General features: G+C 63.8%; 19 protein-coding genes and 2 pseudogenes. 10 read left to right on the forward strand and 11 right to left on the reverse strand.

Annotation, left to right across the window (positions count from 1 at the left end):
* Nucleotides 1-42 precede the first annotated feature (42 nt).
* On the reverse strand, nucleotides 43-1,035 hold the full coding sequence (locus tag NKH17_RS02925; protein WP_352479882.1) for an adenosine kinase: 993 nt from the start codon (nucleotides 1,033-1,035) through the stop codon (nucleotides 43-45).
* Nucleotides 1,036-1,243: 208 nt separating this feature from the next.
* Here NKH17_RS02925 and NKH17_RS02930 point away from each other — a divergent pair.
* Both NKH17_RS02930 and NKH17_RS02935 read left to right on the forward strand, forming a co-directional pair.
* Nucleotides 1,244-1,651: pseudogene (locus NKH17_RS02930) on the forward strand (DMT family transporter); the annotation flags it as partial.
* Between the two features lie 85 nt (nucleotides 1,652-1,736).
* Nucleotides 1,737-2,432, forward strand: a complete 696-nt coding sequence (locus NKH17_RS02935) for a sulfate transporter family protein (protein WP_352479881.1) — start codon at nucleotides 1,737-1,739, stop codon at nucleotides 2,430-2,432.
* Here NKH17_RS02935 and NKH17_RS02940 read toward each other — a convergent pair.
* The 4 genes from NKH17_RS02940 to NKH17_RS02955 form a co-directional block, all read right to left on the reverse strand.
* Nucleotides 2,429-3,427: a proline racemase family protein gene (locus tag NKH17_RS02940; RefSeq protein WP_352479880.1), complete on the reverse strand. Its 999-nt coding sequence runs from the start codon at nucleotides 3,425-3,427 to the stop codon at nucleotides 2,429-2,431. The two genes, NKH17_RS02935 and NKH17_RS02940, sit on opposite strands and share 4 nt — an antisense overlap.
* Before the next feature lie 14 nt (nucleotides 3,428-3,441).
* Nucleotides 3,442-4,245: an isocitrate lyase/PEP mutase family protein gene (locus tag NKH17_RS02945; protein WP_352897390.1), complete on the reverse strand. Its 804-nt coding sequence runs from the start codon at nucleotides 4,243-4,245 to the stop codon at nucleotides 3,442-3,444.
* A 77-nt stretch (nucleotides 4,246-4,322) separates the two neighbouring features.
* Entirely contained in the window at nucleotides 4,323-5,180 is an 858-nt protein-coding gene (locus tag NKH17_RS02950) for a hypothetical protein (protein ID WP_352808030.1), read from the reverse strand.
* Nucleotides 5,181-5,255: 75 nt separating this feature from the next.
* Nucleotides 5,256-5,666 carry an SRPBCC family protein gene (locus NKH17_RS02955; RefSeq protein WP_352897392.1) on the reverse strand — a complete coding sequence of 137 codons (411 nt, stop codon included), beginning with the start codon at nucleotides 5,664-5,666 and terminating at the stop codon, nucleotides 5,256-5,258.
* Nucleotides 5,667-5,747: 81 nt separating this feature from the next.
* Here NKH17_RS02955 and NKH17_RS02960 point away from each other — a divergent pair, with 81 nt between their 5' ends.
* Nucleotides 5,748-6,332: a TetR/AcrR family transcriptional regulator gene (locus tag NKH17_RS02960; protein ID WP_352808029.1), complete on the forward strand. Its 585-nt coding sequence runs from the start codon at nucleotides 5,748-5,750 to the stop codon at nucleotides 6,330-6,332.
* Nucleotides 6,333-6,358: 26 nt separating this feature from the next.
* Here the strand turns inward: NKH17_RS02960 and NKH17_RS02965 are convergent, their stop codons facing one another.
* From NKH17_RS02965 to NKH17_RS02975, 3 genes are all read right to left on the reverse strand, one after another.
* Nucleotides 6,359-7,015, reverse strand: coding sequence for an HAD family hydrolase (locus NKH17_RS02965; RefSeq protein ID WP_352808028.1), 657 nt, complete (start codon nucleotides 7,013-7,015; stop codon nucleotides 6,359-6,361).
* A complete protein-coding gene (dut, locus tag NKH17_RS02970) occupies nucleotides 7,015-7,500 on the reverse strand; it encodes a dUTP diphosphatase (protein ID WP_352808027.1) in 486 nt (161 codons plus the stop codon). The genes NKH17_RS02965 and dut overlap by 1 nt, the downstream gene beginning before the upstream one ends.
* A gap of 84 nt (nucleotides 7,501-7,584) precedes the next feature.
* Nucleotides 7,585-8,055, reverse strand: coding sequence for an Lrp/AsnC family transcriptional regulator (locus NKH17_RS02975; protein ID WP_352808026.1), 471 nt, complete (start codon nucleotides 8,053-8,055; stop codon nucleotides 7,585-7,587).
* Between the two features lie 115 nt (nucleotides 8,056-8,170).
* Between NKH17_RS02975 and NKH17_RS02980 the strand changes: the two genes are divergently transcribed.
* On the forward strand, nucleotides 8,171-8,386 hold the full coding sequence (locus NKH17_RS02980; RefSeq protein ID WP_023717932.1) for a DUF6356 family protein: 216 nt from the start codon (nucleotides 8,171-8,173) through the stop codon (nucleotides 8,384-8,386).
* Nucleotides 8,387-8,556: 170 nt separating this feature from the next.
* Nucleotides 8,557-9,930 carry an amidase gene (locus tag NKH17_RS02985; RefSeq protein WP_352897474.1) on the forward strand — a complete coding sequence of 458 codons (1,374 nt, stop codon included), beginning with the start codon at nucleotides 8,557-8,559 and terminating at the stop codon, nucleotides 9,928-9,930.
* Here the strand turns inward: NKH17_RS02985 and NKH17_RS02990 are convergent.
* Nucleotides 9,924-11,000, reverse strand: coding sequence for an NAD(P)/FAD-dependent oxidoreductase (locus NKH17_RS02990; protein ID WP_352897395.1), 1,077 nt, complete (start codon nucleotides 10,998-11,000; stop codon nucleotides 9,924-9,926). The two genes, NKH17_RS02985 and NKH17_RS02990, sit on opposite strands and share 7 nt — an antisense overlap.
* Before the next feature lie 117 nt (nucleotides 11,001-11,117).
* Between NKH17_RS02990 and NKH17_RS02995 the strand changes: the two genes are divergently transcribed.
* A complete protein-coding gene (locus tag NKH17_RS02995) occupies nucleotides 11,118-11,708 on the forward strand; it encodes a TetR/AcrR family transcriptional regulator (RefSeq protein ID WP_352702454.1) in 591 nt (196 codons plus the stop codon).
* A gap of 4 nt (nucleotides 11,709-11,712) precedes the next feature.
* Nucleotides 11,713-12,630 (forward strand): haloalkane dehalogenase, encoded by a 918-nt coding sequence (locus NKH17_RS03000; RefSeq protein WP_352897397.1) that lies wholly within the window; start codon nucleotides 11,713-11,715, stop codon nucleotides 12,628-12,630.
* 23 nt (nucleotides 12,631-12,653) lie between these two features.
* On the opposite strand, the gene NKH17_RS03005 is transcribed toward NKH17_RS03000, so the two are convergent.
* A complete protein-coding gene (locus NKH17_RS03005) occupies nucleotides 12,654-14,039 on the reverse strand; it encodes an ATP-binding protein (protein ID WP_352970130.1) in 1,386 nt (461 codons plus the stop codon).
* Between the two features lie 147 nt (nucleotides 14,040-14,186).
* Nucleotides 14,187-14,471 (reverse strand): annotated as a pseudogene (locus tag NKH17_RS03010) (winged helix-turn-helix domain-containing protein); the annotation flags it as partial.
* A 189-nt stretch (nucleotides 14,472-14,660) separates the two neighbouring features.
* On the opposite strand from NKH17_RS03010, the gene NKH17_RS03015 reads away from it, so the two are divergent.
* The 3 genes from NKH17_RS03015 to NKH17_RS03025 all read left to right on the forward strand — a co-directional run bounded on the left by NKH17_RS03015 (nucleotide 14,661) and on the right by NKH17_RS03025 (nucleotide 15,885).
* Complete coding sequence (locus NKH17_RS03015; protein ID WP_254816139.1) at nucleotides 14,661-14,942, forward strand: DUF4242 domain-containing protein; 282 nt, start codon at nucleotides 14,661-14,663, stop codon at nucleotides 14,940-14,942.
* Nucleotides 14,943-14,958: 16 nt separating this feature from the next.
* Nucleotides 14,959-15,474 (forward strand): hypothetical protein, encoded by a 516-nt coding sequence (locus NKH17_RS03020; RefSeq protein ID WP_352897401.1) that lies wholly within the window; start codon nucleotides 14,959-14,961, stop codon nucleotides 15,472-15,474.
* 108 nt (nucleotides 15,475-15,582) lie between these two features.
* A complete protein-coding gene (locus NKH17_RS03025; RefSeq protein ID WP_352479869.1) occupies nucleotides 15,583-15,885 on the forward strand; it encodes a YjiS-like domain-containing protein in 303 nt (100 codons plus the stop codon).
* Nucleotides 15,886-15,950 lie beyond the last annotated feature (65 nt).

Genomic DNA, 15,950 nt, shown 5'->3' on the forward strand with positions numbered 1-15,950 from the left:
GCAACAGGCCCACAAGGGGAGAAGGGGAAGAGGTGCTGCTAGCTATAGCAACCCCGCCTGTTCGGCCTCGTGGCGCAAATTCTGCCTTGGCCTTGGGCCGATCTGCTGGATGACCAGCCCGGCCGCCAGCGAGCCGAGGTCGCCGCACTGCTTCAGGCCGCGGCCTTGCGTGTAGCCGTAGAGGAAGCCGGCGGCGTAGAGGTCGCCGGCGCCGGTGGTGTCGACCAGCTCGCGGATCCTGGTCGCCTCGATGGTGACGGTCTCGTCGCCGCGCACGATCACCGAGCCCTTTTCCGAGCGGGTGACGGCGGCGATCTTGCAATCCTTGCGGATCTGCGCCAGCGCCTCGTCGAAGGACGCGGTCTGGTAGAGCGACTTGATCTCGTGGCTGTTGGCAAAGACGATGTCGACGGTGCCGGAGCGCATCAGATCGAGGAACTCGTCGCGGTAGCGGTCGACGCAGAACGAGTCCGACAGGGTCATCGACACTTCGCGCCCGGCGGCATGGGCGAGTTTCGCCGTCTGCCGGATCGCTTCCTTGGCGCGCGGCGGATCCCACAGATAGCCCTCGAAATAGGTGACCGCGGCGCCCGACGCCTTGTCGGCCTCGACGTCCTCCGGGCCGAGTTCGACGCAAGCGCCGAGATAGGTGTTCATCGAGCGCTCGCCGTCCGGCGTGACGAAGATCATCGAGCGCGCCGTCGGCGGTTCGCCGTTGAGCGGCTTTGTGTCGAAGGCGACGCCCTGGGCATGGATGTCATGCGCGTAGATTTCGCCGAGCGCGTCGTTGGAGACCTTGCCGAAGAAGGCGGCGCGACCGCCGAAGGAGGCAACGCCCGCCGCCGTGTTGCCGGCGCTGCCGCCCGAGGCTTCAATGGCCGGGCCCATGCGGCTGTAGAGCAGTTCGGCGCGCTTCGTGTCGATCAAATTCATGGCGCCCTTGATGATGCCGTTGGTCTCCAGGAACGCCTCGTCGCACTGGGCGATGATGTCGACGATGGCATTTCCGATACAAAGCACGTCATATTCCGGCATCAATTCATGTCTCCGCCAAAAGCCACCGGCTTTCTGCCACGCCGGGCGCGGGCGGGTCTAGCGGTTTGATGCGGCTTTGCCTAGCGGCGATCCGACGAATGTCAGCATAGCGACCATCGTTGGATGGCGGCCGAAGCATTTCCCGCGGGCCTGGCTTACAAGCATCGCTGAGATGAGCGATGCCCAGAGGTTCCAGCCGGCCATGTCCATGAAAACCGACACCAGGATCGAGCTGGTGCTGCTCGTCGTATTGGCGGTGCTGTGGGGCGCATCCTACAGCTTCATCAAGATCGGCGTCGCGACGATCCCGCCGGTAACGCTGATCGCCGCGCGAACCCTGATCGCGGGTGGCATCCTGTTCGCCTTGATCCGCTGGCGCGGGCTGGCCTTGCCGGGTGATGCCGCAAGCTGGCGCCGGTTTGCATTCCAGGCATGCCTGAACAGCGTCGTGCCGTTCACGCTGATCGCTTGGGCCGAGCGCTCGCTGGATGCCGGGCTGGCCACGATCCTGAATGCGACCTCGCCGATCTTCACCTTCTTGCTGACCGCCCTGATCACCCGCCATGAACCGGCGACCATGCGCAAGCTGTTCGGTGTCGCGGCGGGAATCGCCGGAAGGAAGCCGCGCTTGCGACTTGGGCGGTCTCCGCCTATTCGGAGATATCAGCCACGGGCATGTTTGACAGGGAATTGGAAACGCCGTGATCCTCGATGCCGCCCGCGCCGCCTTGAGCCGGCTATTCTCGCCCGAATTCCGTTCCGTGTTCGTGAAGACACTGGGGCTGACCTTGCTGGCACTGGCGGCGCTGTGGTTCGGAATAAAGAGCCTGTTCGAATGGCTGGCCTGGCCGTGGATCGATGCATGGCTGCCCGCCCTTCCCTCCTGGGCCGGATGGCTGGGCGCCGTTGTTGCCGGCGTCGGCCTTGCGCTGGGGCTGGCGCTTTTTATCGCGCCGGTGACGGCGATCATCGCCGGCCTGTTCCTTGACGACGTCGCCGAAGTGGTCGAGCGCACCGACTATCCCAACGATCCGCCCGGCCGCGCCGTGCCGGCGCTGCGCTCGCTGGTGCTGGCGATCAGGTTCTTCGGCGTCGTCATCCTCGGCAACATCATCGCTCTGCTGCTTCTGCTGGTGCCGGGCATCAACATCGCCGCTTTTTTCATCGTTAACGGTTATCTGCTCGGGCGCGAGTTCTTCGAGTTCGCCACCATGCGCTTTCGCCCGGAGGCCGAGGCCAGGGCGCTGCGCAGAAAGCACGCGGTCACCGTATTCCTGGCCGGGCTGGTCGTCGCCGCTTTCCTGGCCGTGCCGCTGCTCAATCTTTTGACGCCGCTGTTCGCCGCCGCCATGATGGTGCATCTGCACAAGGCGATCTCGGCGCGGGAAGCGAGCTAGCGCAGCAGGAAACCCCTGCCCAGTTCATCATCGTCCTCGACGATGAATTCGGCCCGTCCTGAGTAATAGGCGCGGCCGCCGACGCGGGCGATGATGGCATCATGCGGCCCGGCTGTGGCCGTGCGTGCGACCGCGCCGGAAAAGCGCGAGCCGGCGATGCTCTCGAACAGCCGCGTCCGGCCAATCTCGATCTGGCCTTTGGCGTGCATTGCCGCCAGCCGCGCGGTGACGCCCGAGCCGGTCGGCGAACGGTCGACCTCGGCTTCGGCGAAAACGCAGATGTTTTTGGTCGGCGTATCGGAGAACGCATCCTGTCCGTCGGTCAGGATGGTGCCGTAGAGAAAGGCGAGATCTGCATGGTCGGGATGCGACAGCGGCAATTCGGCCTTGAGCTTATCGGTCAGCGCGGTCGCTGCATCGACGAAATCGCGCACCCGGTTCCTGCCGAATTCCAGCCCGAACTGGCGGCAGTCGGCGAGCGCATAGAAGGCGCCGCCATAGGCGATGTCAAAGCCGACCGGACCATAGCCCGGCAGCTCGATCCGCCGGTCGCGGGCGAACAGAAACGCCGGCACGCTTTCGAAGGACACCGCACCGGCCTTGCCATCCCTCACCTCGACCGCAGCCGAGATCAGCCCGCATGGCGCCTCGATGTTGACGGTCGTCAGCGGCTCGCGTGGCGCCACCAGCCGCTCGTCGACGGCGTATCGGCCGAGCGCGACGATGGCGTGGCCGCACATCGTCGAATAGCCCTCATTGTGCATGAACAGCACCGCGAGGTCGGCGCCCGGCAGGTCGGGCTCCACCAGCAGCGCGCCATACATGTCATAATGGCCGCGCGGCTCGAACATCAGGATCTTTCTGAGATGATCGAGATGGTCGCGCACATAGGCACGCTTTTCGAGGATCGTGCCCTTGGGAATGTCGGGGTAGCCGCCGGTGACGATCCGCAGCGGCTCGCCGCCGGTGTGCATGTCGACGACGGTGAGGGTCATTCGCTGGGCCCGACCTAGGCTGAAGATTTGGCAAACAGCGCCTGCAGCTTGCCGAACGGCATGGCGGCGCGGGTGAAGCCGAAGGTGCCATCCTGCTGGATCTCGCGCGCCGCGGTCTCCAGCATGCCGAAGGCGAAATTGGTGAGCCATGGACCGAGCGAGACCCGCTTTACCCCCGCCGTGGCCAGGTCGGCGATGGTGAAGCCGGGCCTGGCCATGACGTTGACCGGCTTGGTCAGCGCCGAGCAGACGGTTCGAACCATCTCGATGTCGCCCAGCCCCGGTGCATAGAGCACGTCGGCGCCGGCCTTCTCGAAGGCCTGCAGCCGCTTGATCGTATCGTCAAGATCGGGCTTGCCCCACAGGAAATTCTCGGCCCGCGCGGTGAAGACGAAATCGCGTTTCAGTGCCCGTGCCGATTCTGCCGCCGCCGCGACGCGCTCGACGGCATGCGCAAAATCATAGATCGGCTTGTCGGGCTCGCCAGTATGGTCCTCGATCGAGCAGCCGGCGAGGCCAGCCGCCTCGGCGGCGAAGATGGTCTCGCCGGCACTTGCTGCGCTGTCGCCCTTGCCCTTTTCGAGATCGGCCGAAACCGGCAGCCCGGTCGCCGCCGACACTTCACGGCAATGATGGATCATCGCCTCGAACGTCACCGCACCATCGGGCAGGCCGCGCGAAAAGGCAAAGCCGGCGCTGGTCGTGGCCAGCGCCTTGAAGCCGAACGAAGCCAAGAGCTTGGTCGTCCCGACGTCCCAGGAATTGGCCATGACGAAGATCGAGGCATGCAGGTCGCGAAAAATCTTACCCTTGTCCATGGATGCTCCCCTCCAGTGCAGAATGTGAGGCAAATTCTAGCCCGGCGGAAGGCGCCGGGCAAACAAATGCGGTTGGCTCAGAAGCGTTTGGCGTTGTCATCTGCCAATCGGTCCAGCGCATCGGAATCCTTGACGTAGCGCGAAGCATTTTTGTTCCAATGATAGGTGACGGAAATGTCGCGCGAAGACGCCTCTGGCGGCGGCTGGCCGTCGCAGCTTTCTTCTCCCGGTAGCGTCGCGTCGGTCACTGTGACCTTGATGGCTGCATAAGGCTGGCCGTCGGCGATCACCTGGAACGCCGCATTCTGTGTCCTCCTATGAGTGCAGAGGTTTTCGTCGAACGTGTAGATCATGTCGATCAGCTCGAACCTGTCGTTGCGGACCATGATCAGCGGCGTGATCCCATAGCCCTGGCTCGAATTGAAATGCATGCTCATGCTGATGATAGCGTCGTCACCAGGCCCGATCGGCAGCTTGCCCGGATCGCGAAGATAGGTGATGCGGTCGACGGCGACATTGACCGCGTCGAGCAGCGCCGGCTTGCCGGTGATGTCATAGAGTGCCAGCACGGCATAGCCCTCGGCGCTGTCAGGCGAGTCGCCAAGGTCGAACAGCATGGTCAGCCGCTCCTTGCCGCCGGCCTTGATGCCGAGCACGCCGGCGTTGGAAAGACCCGACGTCGCCGGCGGGGAGCCGTCGTAGTCCGGACCAGCGATGTGGCGCATCTCGATCGGCGTCGAACCCCGGAAAAAGCCGTCCTTGTCCGCGGCCAGATCGGGAATGACCATCCTGGCGAGGTCGAGATAGGTGACATCGCCGTGGCCGGGGACGGCGCTGCCGAGCTCCGGGAAACTGACGGCCTCGGCGCTGGCCGTCGTCCAAAGACAAGGCAGCAGCAGGCAGGCAAGGATGAAACGAACCAGCGAGAAGGCCATGCGCGCGCTCGTTATGTCGGGCGCGCGCAAGCTAGAGCATTTTGCGGCCAAGAGGAAACACCTGGCGTTGCCTCGCTATGTTGGTTTGGCTTCGGTCGCCAGGGTCTGCTGGAAAACCGGCACCAGCTGATCCATGGCGGCTGCGAGCCACGCGCCGAGTTCGTCCGGCAGAGTGTCATGGATCCAGACCAGGCGGCTCCGGCCCTCGCCCTCGGCAAAGACCTGCATGGAGGTGTTATCGTGGGTGACCTCATCGCCGAGCCATCCCCACACGATGCGCCGGCTCTGCTCGTCGCCGGCGATGAGCCGCTCTCGCACAATCTTGCCGTCGGCGAAAGTAAGGGCCCGTACGTCGTCCTCATCCACCCTGCAGTCGACGAAAACGCCTGGGGCTATCCGTTGGGCGCCGCCGGCGAAGTCGCCGACCGTCGCCCATACGCTTTCCGGTGAAGCATCTACGATGATTTCCCTGACTATCGAAGCCATGTTCGCCTTTCCTTCATTAGTAGGTAGACCTGTCTGTCTACATATGGATGTATACAGACCTGTCTGCTATATAGTCAAGGCATGTCCGCAGCCCGAATCAACGATCGTCCCGAAAGTCTTGCGCGTCGTCGCATCCTCGATACGGCGACCGCGCTGTTTTCTCTGGAGGGGGTGCGCGCAGTCGGCATCGACCGCATCATCGCCGAGGCCGGCGTTGCCAAGGCCACGTTCTATCATCATTTCGCGGCCAAGGACGATCTGGTCCGCGCCTACGTCGAGGAGCTCAGCAAGGGAGGACGGGCGGCAATCGCGAAGCTTGGGCGGCGGCCACCTCGGCAGACGATTCTTGCGATATTCGATCTCATCGCCGATGCGGCAGATCAGCCGGGCTACCGCGGCTGCCCGTTTCAGAATGCCGCCGCTGAATATCCGGATCCCAGCAGCCCGGTTCGCCAGGCGATCGATCAGCATCGTCACTGGAAGTGGGGTATCCTCAGGGATCTGCTGATCGCGGACGCAAATCCCGATCCGGACCGCACAGCGGACGCGCTAACGGTGGCGGCCGACGGCCTCCTTGTCGTCAGTCATCTCGACAGGCCGGCCAAGCTGCGCACTCTCATACGCGACACGGTCGACCGAGTACTTGGAGCCCCACGCCCGGTCTGAGACCGGATGCGCATGCAGCCTGCCGGTCAGTGGATCGGCACCAGCCCGGCCAGTTCACGCATGTCATCGAACAGGATGCCGCCAGCTTCGATCAGTCCATCGCGGTCGGAAAGCGGGTCGCCGTGGTAGGAATAGACGCGCATGCCGGCGGCGATGCCGGCTGTCGTCCCGGCGACGCTGTCCTCAATGACGATGCAGTCGGCGGGCGCGAAGCCCATCGTCGCTGCCGCATGCAGGAAGAGGTCGGGGAACGGCTTGCCGCGCGAGACCATGGTCGAGCTGAACAGCGCATGCTCGAACAGCGGCAGCAGCCCGGTCTGGCCGAGTGTGATGTGCATTTTCGACACCCGTGCCGACGAGGCGACGCAGGTGGCGATGCCGGCGGCGTGCACGGTTTCGATGAACTCGCGAACGTAGGGGATGGCCTCGACGCCATGTGCGAACAGGTCCGGCAGGCCGGCGTTCCAGCGCTCGACAAAATCGGCGCCAAGGCTGACGCCGGTCGCCTCGACTTCCTTCTGCACCGAGACCATGCTGCGGCCGGAGAAATTCCTCCGGCAATATTCGAAGCTGGCCGGAAAGCCTGCCGCGGTCAACCATTCGGCGAGGCGCCGATTGGCCAGGTTCTCGGTATCGACCAAGACCCCGTCGCAATCGAAGATGACGAGTTTGGGTATTTTCATCAAACAGTGCCGGTCGATCCGAAGCCGCCCGAGCCGCGCGCTGTGCCGCCGGCCAATGTGCGCTCCTCGACGGTCGCCTGCGTTACCGGGGCGAAAACGATCTGGGCGATCCGCATGCCGCGCGTCACCGCGAAATCCTCGTCGCCGAGATTGATCAGCAGCACCTTGACCTCGCCGCGATAGTCGCTGTCGATGGTGCCCGGCGTGTTGAGGCAGGTGAGCCCGTGCTTGAAAGCGAGGCCCGAACGCGGCCGGACCTGGCCTTCGACGCCCTCCGGAATTTCCAGGACCAGCCCGGTCGGCACCAGCGCGCGCTTTCCCGGCAGGATCAAAAGCGGCCTGTCGTCGGGGACGGCGGCGCGCAGGTCCATGCCGGCAGCGCCCGAGCTCTCATAGGCGGGAAGCGGCAAGCCCTCGCCATGCGGCAGCCTGACGAAACCGACAGCCGGACCGATGACGGAGGTAGGATAAGGTGCTGCGCGCATAAGGCTGATCCTATCGTCGCGAACGCTGGTTCAGTCAACTCGGCGGCAATGCTATCAACGGCTTTCTTTCAGCGCAGTTCCGCCTCAGCGCAGTTCCATCGGAACGACCGTGGTCTCCTTGATCTCCTCCATGACGAAAGAGGCCGAAACGTCCGACAGCGCCACCTTGGCGATCAGCCGCTGGTAGAGCCGGTCATAGGCCTTCACGTCGGCGACGCGGGCGCGCAGCACATAGTCGAGATCGCCGGACATGCGGTAGGCGCCGGTGATCTCGGCAAAGCCGGTCACCGCCGCCCGGAATCTTTGCAGCCAGTCGGGATCGTGGTTCGAGGTGCGGATCAGGATGAACACCGAAAGGCCGAGTCCGAGCTTGTCGGCGTCGACCAGCGCCACCCGACCGGTAATGATGCCGTCTTCCTCCAGCCGCTTGACCCGGCGCCAGCAGGCATTGCGCGACAGCGATATTCTTGCCGAGAGCTGGTCGACGGACAGCGTGCCGTCGCGTTGCAGCTCGGCCAGCAATCTCCGGTCAATTTCGTCGATTTCCGCCATCATGTGGGATGTTTGTCCCAAAATTTGGCTTTAGACAAGGACAATTTGAGACCGATGAACCTGATAGCCGTGGCAGGATATTCATCGCTGGCTCTTCATGCCGGCAGGAGGGATCGACATGACAGCACGGCTCGCAAGACTTTTCACCTCTCACCCGGCCGCGGTCGGCGAGAGCTATTTCGGCCATATGGCTTTCGCCGCATGGTTCTCGTCGCGATTGTTCATGGCGGCCTTTGCCGCGCTCATTCATGCTTTCTTGCCGTTTCTGTTCGAGACCACGGCAAGCGGCATCATCCGTGAGCTCTACGAACGGACGCATAACCGGGGACGGTAAGCCGTAGAGGTGCCGATCGCGGCGAGGCCGCGGTACAGCGCCCCCTCAAAACATCCCGGCAGCGCAATCCCGATCAAGCGCCGCCGTCGTCGAAATGCCGAGCCAGGCTTGAAGCCGCGCCGCAATCCACCATTTTGAGGAGCGCGACGCGATAGCCCGGAGCGGTCATGATGGATATCGTCTTTTCCTCGACCACCAAACTGGCCGCGGCCATCCGCGACCGTACGGTTTCCGCAATAGAAGTGCTGGACGAGCATCTGGCGCAGATCGACAGGCACAATGAGGCGGCCAATGCCGTCGTCACGCTCGACAGGGAGGGGGCTCGCGCTCGAGCGAAGAAAGCCGACGAAGCGCAGGCGCGCGGCGAGGCACTTGGGCCGCTGCATGGCCTGCCGTTCACACTGAAGGACACGCACGAAACCGCTGGCATGAGAACCACCGTCGGCTTCCCGGCCTTCGCCGACTATGCCCCGAGGGCAGACAGTTCGGTCGTTGTCCGGCTAAAGGCGGCAGGCGGCATACTGGTGGGCAAGACGAACGTGGCGACGATGCTGGGCGACTGGCAGTCGAGCAATCCGCTATTCGGCCGCACCGGCAATCCCTGGGATCTCCAGCGCACCGCCGGCGGCTCCAGTGGCGGTGCGGCGGCGGCGCTCAGCACCGGAATGACGCCGTTCGAGGTCGGCACCGACATGCAGGATTCGATCCGGCTGCCGGCCGCCTTTTGTGGCGTCTACGGCCTCAAGCCGACCGAGCACCGCGTCTCGCTCGCCGGCGCCTTCCCCGATCCAGGCGGGGCGCCGCGCAGCGTGCGGCTGATGTCCTGCCTCGGACCGCTGGCGCGCAGCGTCGAGGACCTGGCGCTCATCTACGGCCTCATCGCCGGGCCGGATGGAAGCGATACCGACCTTGCGCCGGTCCCGGTCGAAACCATGCCGGAGCTGGACCTCAAAAATTTGCGCATTGCCGTCGCGCCGTCCTTTCCGGGCTTTCCAGTGGCCGGCGAGATCAGCGCGGCGGTCGAAAGTCTGGCAAAAGCGCTTCAGGCTGCGGGCGCCATCGTCGAGGAAGCCGAATTGCCGGAGCTCGACCTGCATGACGACCTGAAGCAGGGCGGCGTCCTGATCGGCATGATGCTGGAGGCGGCGCAGCCCGAACCGCCGGAGAAGCCGACGCCGGTCTCGCGCTGGTTCGAGGCGCTCGCCCGCCGCGACCGCTCCATCCTGGCATGGGAACGGTTCTTCGACGGTTGCGACGCCTTGCTGTGCCCGGTCGCCATGGTCACCGCCTTCGCGCATTGCGAGCCGGGAACGCCGATCGAGGTCGACGGCGAGAAGCAAAGCTACTGGATGCTGCCGGCCTATGGCGCGGTGTTCAACTACAGCGGCCACCCGGCACTGTCGCTGCCCTGCGGACAGGATCGCGACGGCCTGCCCATCGGACTACAACTTGTTGGCAAACGCTGGTCGGAGTCGCGCCTGCTCGGGATCGCCAGGGCCATCGAGCCGCTGGCCGGCGGCTTTCGCCGGCCGCCCGGTTATTGAGTAAACCGCGCCAGCCCGTAGGGATCAAGCAGCGGATCGCGCTCGCCGTCGAGGATTTCGCGGGCGGCGAACAGGCCGACGGCCGGCGCCAGCGTGATGCCGGAATGCATAACGGCGACGTAGACGCCGCCCGTGCCTTCGGCGCGGCCTATGATGGGAAAGCCATCGACCGGCGTCGGCCGGTAGCCAACGGTGTGGAAATCGAGTTCCAGCCCATCCGCGCCGCGCAGCATCGCCTTCATCGCCGCAAACAGGTCGCGGGCGGTGGCCGCGGCATCCATGCCGGGATCGGCGCCGCCGAAATCCGAGCCGGCGATGACGCGGCCTTCCGCTGTCTGGCGCATATGCAGGCGGTCGCCGATCACCAGCCCGTTGAGCAGCTTTTCGTAGGGGCGCGAGTGCACGATCAAGCCGGGTGGCGTCTCGATCGGCAGTTCTATCCCGGCTGTTGCCGCTAGTGCCGGAGAGCCGGCTCCGGCCGCGATCACCACCTCGTCGGCAGCAATCCGCCCGCCGGATGTATCGACGCCGGCAATCCTGCCGTTGGCCTGCACAAGCGCGGTCGCGGTAACTCCCGTCAGCAGCCGCGCGTCGCGCCGTTCGGCGTCGGTCAGCAACGCTTGCGTAGCAGCGACCGGTTCGGCGACACCTTCCTTGGCGACATAAAGGGCGAAGTCGGGAAGCTCGGTCAGGTTTGGCTCGATGCGTGCTGCGGCGGCGCGGTCGACACGCTCGATGCCATAGCCCCATGAGGAATGTTCGGCGGCATAGGCTTCCAGTTCGGCCGCGGGCAGGTCCCAGCACAGGCCACCGCACCATTGCAACGGGATGCCGGGCACCTCGTTCGCCAGCCGCGTCCATTCGGCCATAGCGCGAACGCGCAGCCGGAAGTACAGCTCTGGATTGCCCCAGCTGGCATTGATCCAGGCAAAGGAATTCGGTGTCGCAACGCCGCCGGTGCCGCTGCCGGCAATGACCGTCACCTTTGCTCCGGCTCTGGTCAGGTGCCAGGCGATGGAGGCGCCGATGATGCCGGCGCCGATGACGATGACTTGTCTCGCCGCTGCCATGCTTCACTCCTCGTTCCAACACCACCACTGCGATGCCATTGCCCGTGGGTTCTGCCAAGAGCGCGCGGTATAAAATATGCCTCTTGACTCTAATACGTACGTACGTATTGTCCCGGCATGGCTAGACATTCACTTCGCGAAAAGCTTCTCGACGCCGGTTTCAAAACCATCTGGAGTTCCGGCTATTCGGCCGCCGGCGTACGCGACATCGTCGCCGCGGCCGATGCCCGTCCGGGGTCCTTCACCAATCATTTTGCCTCCAAGGAGGCGTTCACCGGCGAGGTGCTGGACCGCTATTTCGCCTATGTGAGCGGTTTGGTGGAGCAGGCCCTTGCCCGGGACGGCACGCCCCCGGTCGGGCGCTTGCGCCGCTATCTCGAAATCATCACGTCGAAGCTGGAGGCGCATGATTGGGCACGGGGCTGCATGATCGGCAATCTCAGCCTCGAGACGGCGGCTCACAGTGAGGCGCTGAGGCTGCAACTCGTCGCCATTTTCGAACGCTGGCGCAAGCCCTTTGCCGAATGCATCGCCGAGGGCCAGGCGGCCGGCGATATCACCGACGCGTTCGATGCCGAGGATCTCGCCGATTTCCTTTTGAGTTCCTGGCAAGGCGCGATGCTGCGCATGAAGGTGGAGCGCAGTCCCGAACCGCTCGAGCGTTTCAAGAACATCGTCTTCAAAACAGTCTTCGCAAAAAGGAGCTGATCCGATGAACCCGAAACTCGAAAAGCGCAGAATGTTGCCGCGCTCGCAAGTCGCGGTACTCGATTCCACCATTTCCTATGTCGAGGCAGGCACGGCTGGCCCGACAGTACTCTTCCTGCACGGCAACCCGACGTCGTCCTACATCTGGCGCGACATCATCCCGCATGTGGCGCCATTCGGCCGCTGCATCGCGCCCGACCTGATCGGCTATGGCCAATCCGGCAAGCCGGACATCGACTATCGCTTCTTCGACCACGTCCGCTATCTCGACGCTTTCATCGAGACGCTTGGCATCACCGAGATGGTGGTCGTCGCGCAGGACTGGGGTACCGCGCTTGCCTTCCATCTCGCCGCCCGGCGGCCGCAGCAGATCCTCGGCCTCGCCTTCATGGAATTCATCCGCCCCTTCGAGAGCTGGGACGATTTCCACCAGCGTCCGCAGGCGCGCGAATTGTTCAAGGCAATGCGCACGCCTGGCATCGGTGAGAAGCTTGTTCTGGAAGACAATGTTTTCGTCGAAAAGGTGCTGCCGGCCTCGGTTCTGCGCACGATGAGCGATGCTGAAATGGCCGCCTACCGGGCGCCGTTCCCGACACCGCGATCGCGCAAGCCGATCCTGAGGCTGCCGCGCGACCTGCCGATCGAAGGCCAGCCCGCCGACGTCGCCGCCATCAGTGAGAACGACCATCGGGCGCTCCGGGCTTCTTCCTACCCGAAGCTGCTTTTCTCAGGCGATCCGGGCGCTCTCGTCTCGCCGCAGGCGGCACGGGAATTCGCGGCCGGCCTGAAGAACTGCCGATTGATCGATCTCGGACCCGGCGCGCATTATCTGCAGGAGGACCATGCCGAGAGGATCGGCGCCGCCATTGCCGAGTGGATTCCCGAGATAGCCTTCGAGAGCCATGCCGCCGAACCGGCGTGACGTTATCACGCCGCCGCAGCTTCTTACGCGGGTGCCTCTCTATTTGTGCCGCCGAGCAGCGCCTTCAAGGTTTCGTATCGGCGCATAAGCCGTGACGAATCGACTTTCCTTGCGACCGTCAGCACGGTGCCAAGTTCCAGTTCTGCGCCGGTGCGATCACCCAATTGAATGAGCAAAGCCGCAAGCGAGAGCCGGGCGTCGGCGGCATTAATCGCCGAACCGATCTCATTCCAGCGCGAGTATGCAACTTGCAGTTCTCCAATGGCCTCGGCCAAGCGGCCTTCCCGTATGAAAAGCTCGGCCTTGGCTTCCGAGGTGAGCGCCCGGATAGATGCCATCGGCCAGCGCTGTGGCTGGGTTTCCAGTTCGGCGATGACCTGCTTCGCGCGCTCCAGTCGATCCGTTCGTGCCGCCACCTTTGCCAGAGTGGCGAGAATCAAACCCCGACGCTGCAAGGTCGGCCAGGCGGACCCGATCAGGGACCGCTCGAGAGCGCTGAACGCGGCTTCTGCCTGTCCTTGCTCGAGCTGCAGCAATGCAAGGCCCGGCTGAGGGTCCCAGCCGACCGCATGGGCGCCACGATACGCAGCTTCCGCCTCGGTGAGGTCCCCTGCCGCAAGATGGATGTCGCCTAACACGCGCAACGCGTCGCCCATCGCCCAAGGCGCATCGAGCGCAAGTTGGTCGAGGGCGGTGCGCACCAATGCTTCCGCTTCCTTCAGCGTGCCGTGCACGCCGAGCACCTCGGCCCGATGCAACCGGCACGAGCCCGACAGATCCTCTAGCCCGTGGCCCCTGCACCAATTCTCGTAACCGAGGGTCCACTGGTTTGCTCTCGACCAGTCGCCGAAATTTCGGCAGGCCCAAAGGACGTTGCAATAGAGAATTCCGCCGACCACCGGATCGACGTCGCTGGACAAACCGAGGGCGGCGGCGGCGTCCTGGTCTTCCAGTCCGGATTGGGTGTCGCCAAGGCAAAGCTTGAAAAAACCACGATAGACAAGGCCGAGCGACTCCACGACCGGATCTTCCAGATGTTTGCCGACGACGCAGGCCTGCTCGGCAAACGCCAGCGCCTGTTCCGGTTCCGCGTCCGCGGCCTTGATCCGCGACCCCATCCAACACCAAAGGCCGTGCTCCCGGCTATCGGTGGCGGTGCCGATCAATGCTGCCGCGCGCTGATGCCAGCCCTTGGCGACGGCAAGCTCTCCTCGCTCTAGGTGGATCCGCGCAAGTGTGATTGCCGGAGCAGCGGCCCGCGAACCTTGCCCAGCAATGCTGTATGCCCTCACGGCACGCGTCAGCGGCGGGATGGCTTCGGCCGGCCGCCCCATGCATTCCAGAGCCAGCGCCCATTCCTCGAGATCGGCGGTGACCAGCTCGTCGGCAGTGTCCGCTTCGGCGAACAAAGCCGCGGCCTCATACCATTTCCTGGCCGAAGCAGCCGCCCGCGCGGCCAAGATCTGCAAGCTAGCGCTCGAATGCGCAGTCGACGGATCAGGGAGAGTCGGCGCTCGTTCCGAAACGGCTGGCGGATCGAGACACATCCGGTAGCCGAACCGCGGCAGGTTGCGCAGTGCCGTTTCCATGCCGCCCTGGCGAAGGATGCTGCGAGCCAGGCTGGCAACACGCTGCAGCGAGGCTTCGGTCACCGTGACGCCCGGCCACAGCGTTTCGAGCAACTCTTCCTTGCTCAAAGCCCGGCTCCGATGGCGCAGAAGAATGGCGAGGAAATCGAAGACCAGAGGTTGCGCCTCGATCTCCCTGCCGGCGAGGCGAAGACCGCGAGCTTCCTCGTTCAGCTCGAAGTCACCGAAGCAATACATCCCCATCGGCAGCATTCCTCCTACGACAATGGGCAAAGGATCAGAAGAAGATAAGAGCGGCGTAAGGACTGTTGGCCGCCCCTCCTGTCATTCTCCATGTGCCTGGCCGGCCAAGGAGCATTTTAGCTCAGCAACCCCGGGGATGTCATCGGCAGCGATCGGCCGTCCGGCGACATTTGAACCCAACACAAGGAAACTAGGAAAATGCATAAGTACATCATTGAAAGGGACATTCCGAAGGTCGGCACTTTCGAGCGAGAGCAGCTTCGCGAGGCATCCAAGGCTTCGAACGCTGTTCTTGCCGAACTCGGCCCGGAAATTCAGTGGGTGGAGTCGTTCGTTGCGGATGACAAAACGTTCTGCGTCTACCTCGCGAAGGACGAAGCGATAATCCAGCGCCATGCCAAGATGAGCGGCTTCCCGGCCACAAAGATCACACAGGTGAAGCGCCTGTTCGATCCAACGACCGCCTACGCTCAGGCCTAGCAGGGAGGGACGGATCGTGAAGCTCTTTTCAGATATTGTGCTCGCCGTGGCAATCTCGGCATTCTTCTGCGGCGCGGCGGATGCTCATGACATACCTGACCCGGTCCTCAACCGGTCGCGGGAGATGGCGGCCAAATACCTCAGCATCGAGGTCGCCAAAGCCGACGGTTACCAGCAGTTGTTCGAATGCACGATACATGACGAGCACGGCACGATGGGTGTACACTTCATCCATCCCGGTCGTGCCGGTGACGGCAAGCTGGTGCTCGGCGAGCCGGACGTGCTGACCTACGAACCTGAGCCCGACGGCTCCATGCAGCTCGTTGGCATGGAATATATAGTCTTCGAGAAGGACTGGAAGGGCAAGGGTGTTCCCGAGTTTCTCGGACGCACTCTCCAGCGCAAGACGACGGTGGGCGTTCATCCCGTGGACCCCTACTACGAGCTTCACGTCTGGCACTGGCGGCACAATCCGGCCGGCATGTTCGCCGACTGGAACCCTTATGTGAGCTGCGAACACGACATGTCTTGACTGGTGTTACGCAGCGCCCAGGAGGGCCATTGCATGGCTCTCCCAACATTCCGCGGCCGACATCTCGGAACCGTGTCTCCCATCCCTCGAACCACAGGAAATATTGCCATGCTGATCGGACATACAGAGCCGGATTTAATCGCCGATCATCCCGATAGTTCGCGGTTCGTCGCCGCAATCGTCGAAATGTGGCTCGCCGTTCCACGCGCCTTAGCCCGCATCATCCGCATCCGGCGTGACCGCGCATTGCTTTACGAACTGCCGGACTACCTGTTGCGCGACGTCGGCATAAACCGCTCGGAGATCCAGTCGATTACCTGGCTCGGCGGCAGGGGCGTCGGCCACCAGCCACCCTTACCAGAAGCAAATCATGGTAGCGTGGACATAGCGGGAGAGTATCTTCTCATCTGAACAGCCGCAATCTGTGCCGTTGGCTCGCTAGGACAGGGTCCTATTCGGTCGCAACGACAAACCGG

Source organism: Mesorhizobium sp. M1334, assembly GCF_040317995.1.
Lineage (GTDB): Bacteria > Pseudomonadota > Alphaproteobacteria > Rhizobiales > Rhizobiaceae > Mesorhizobium.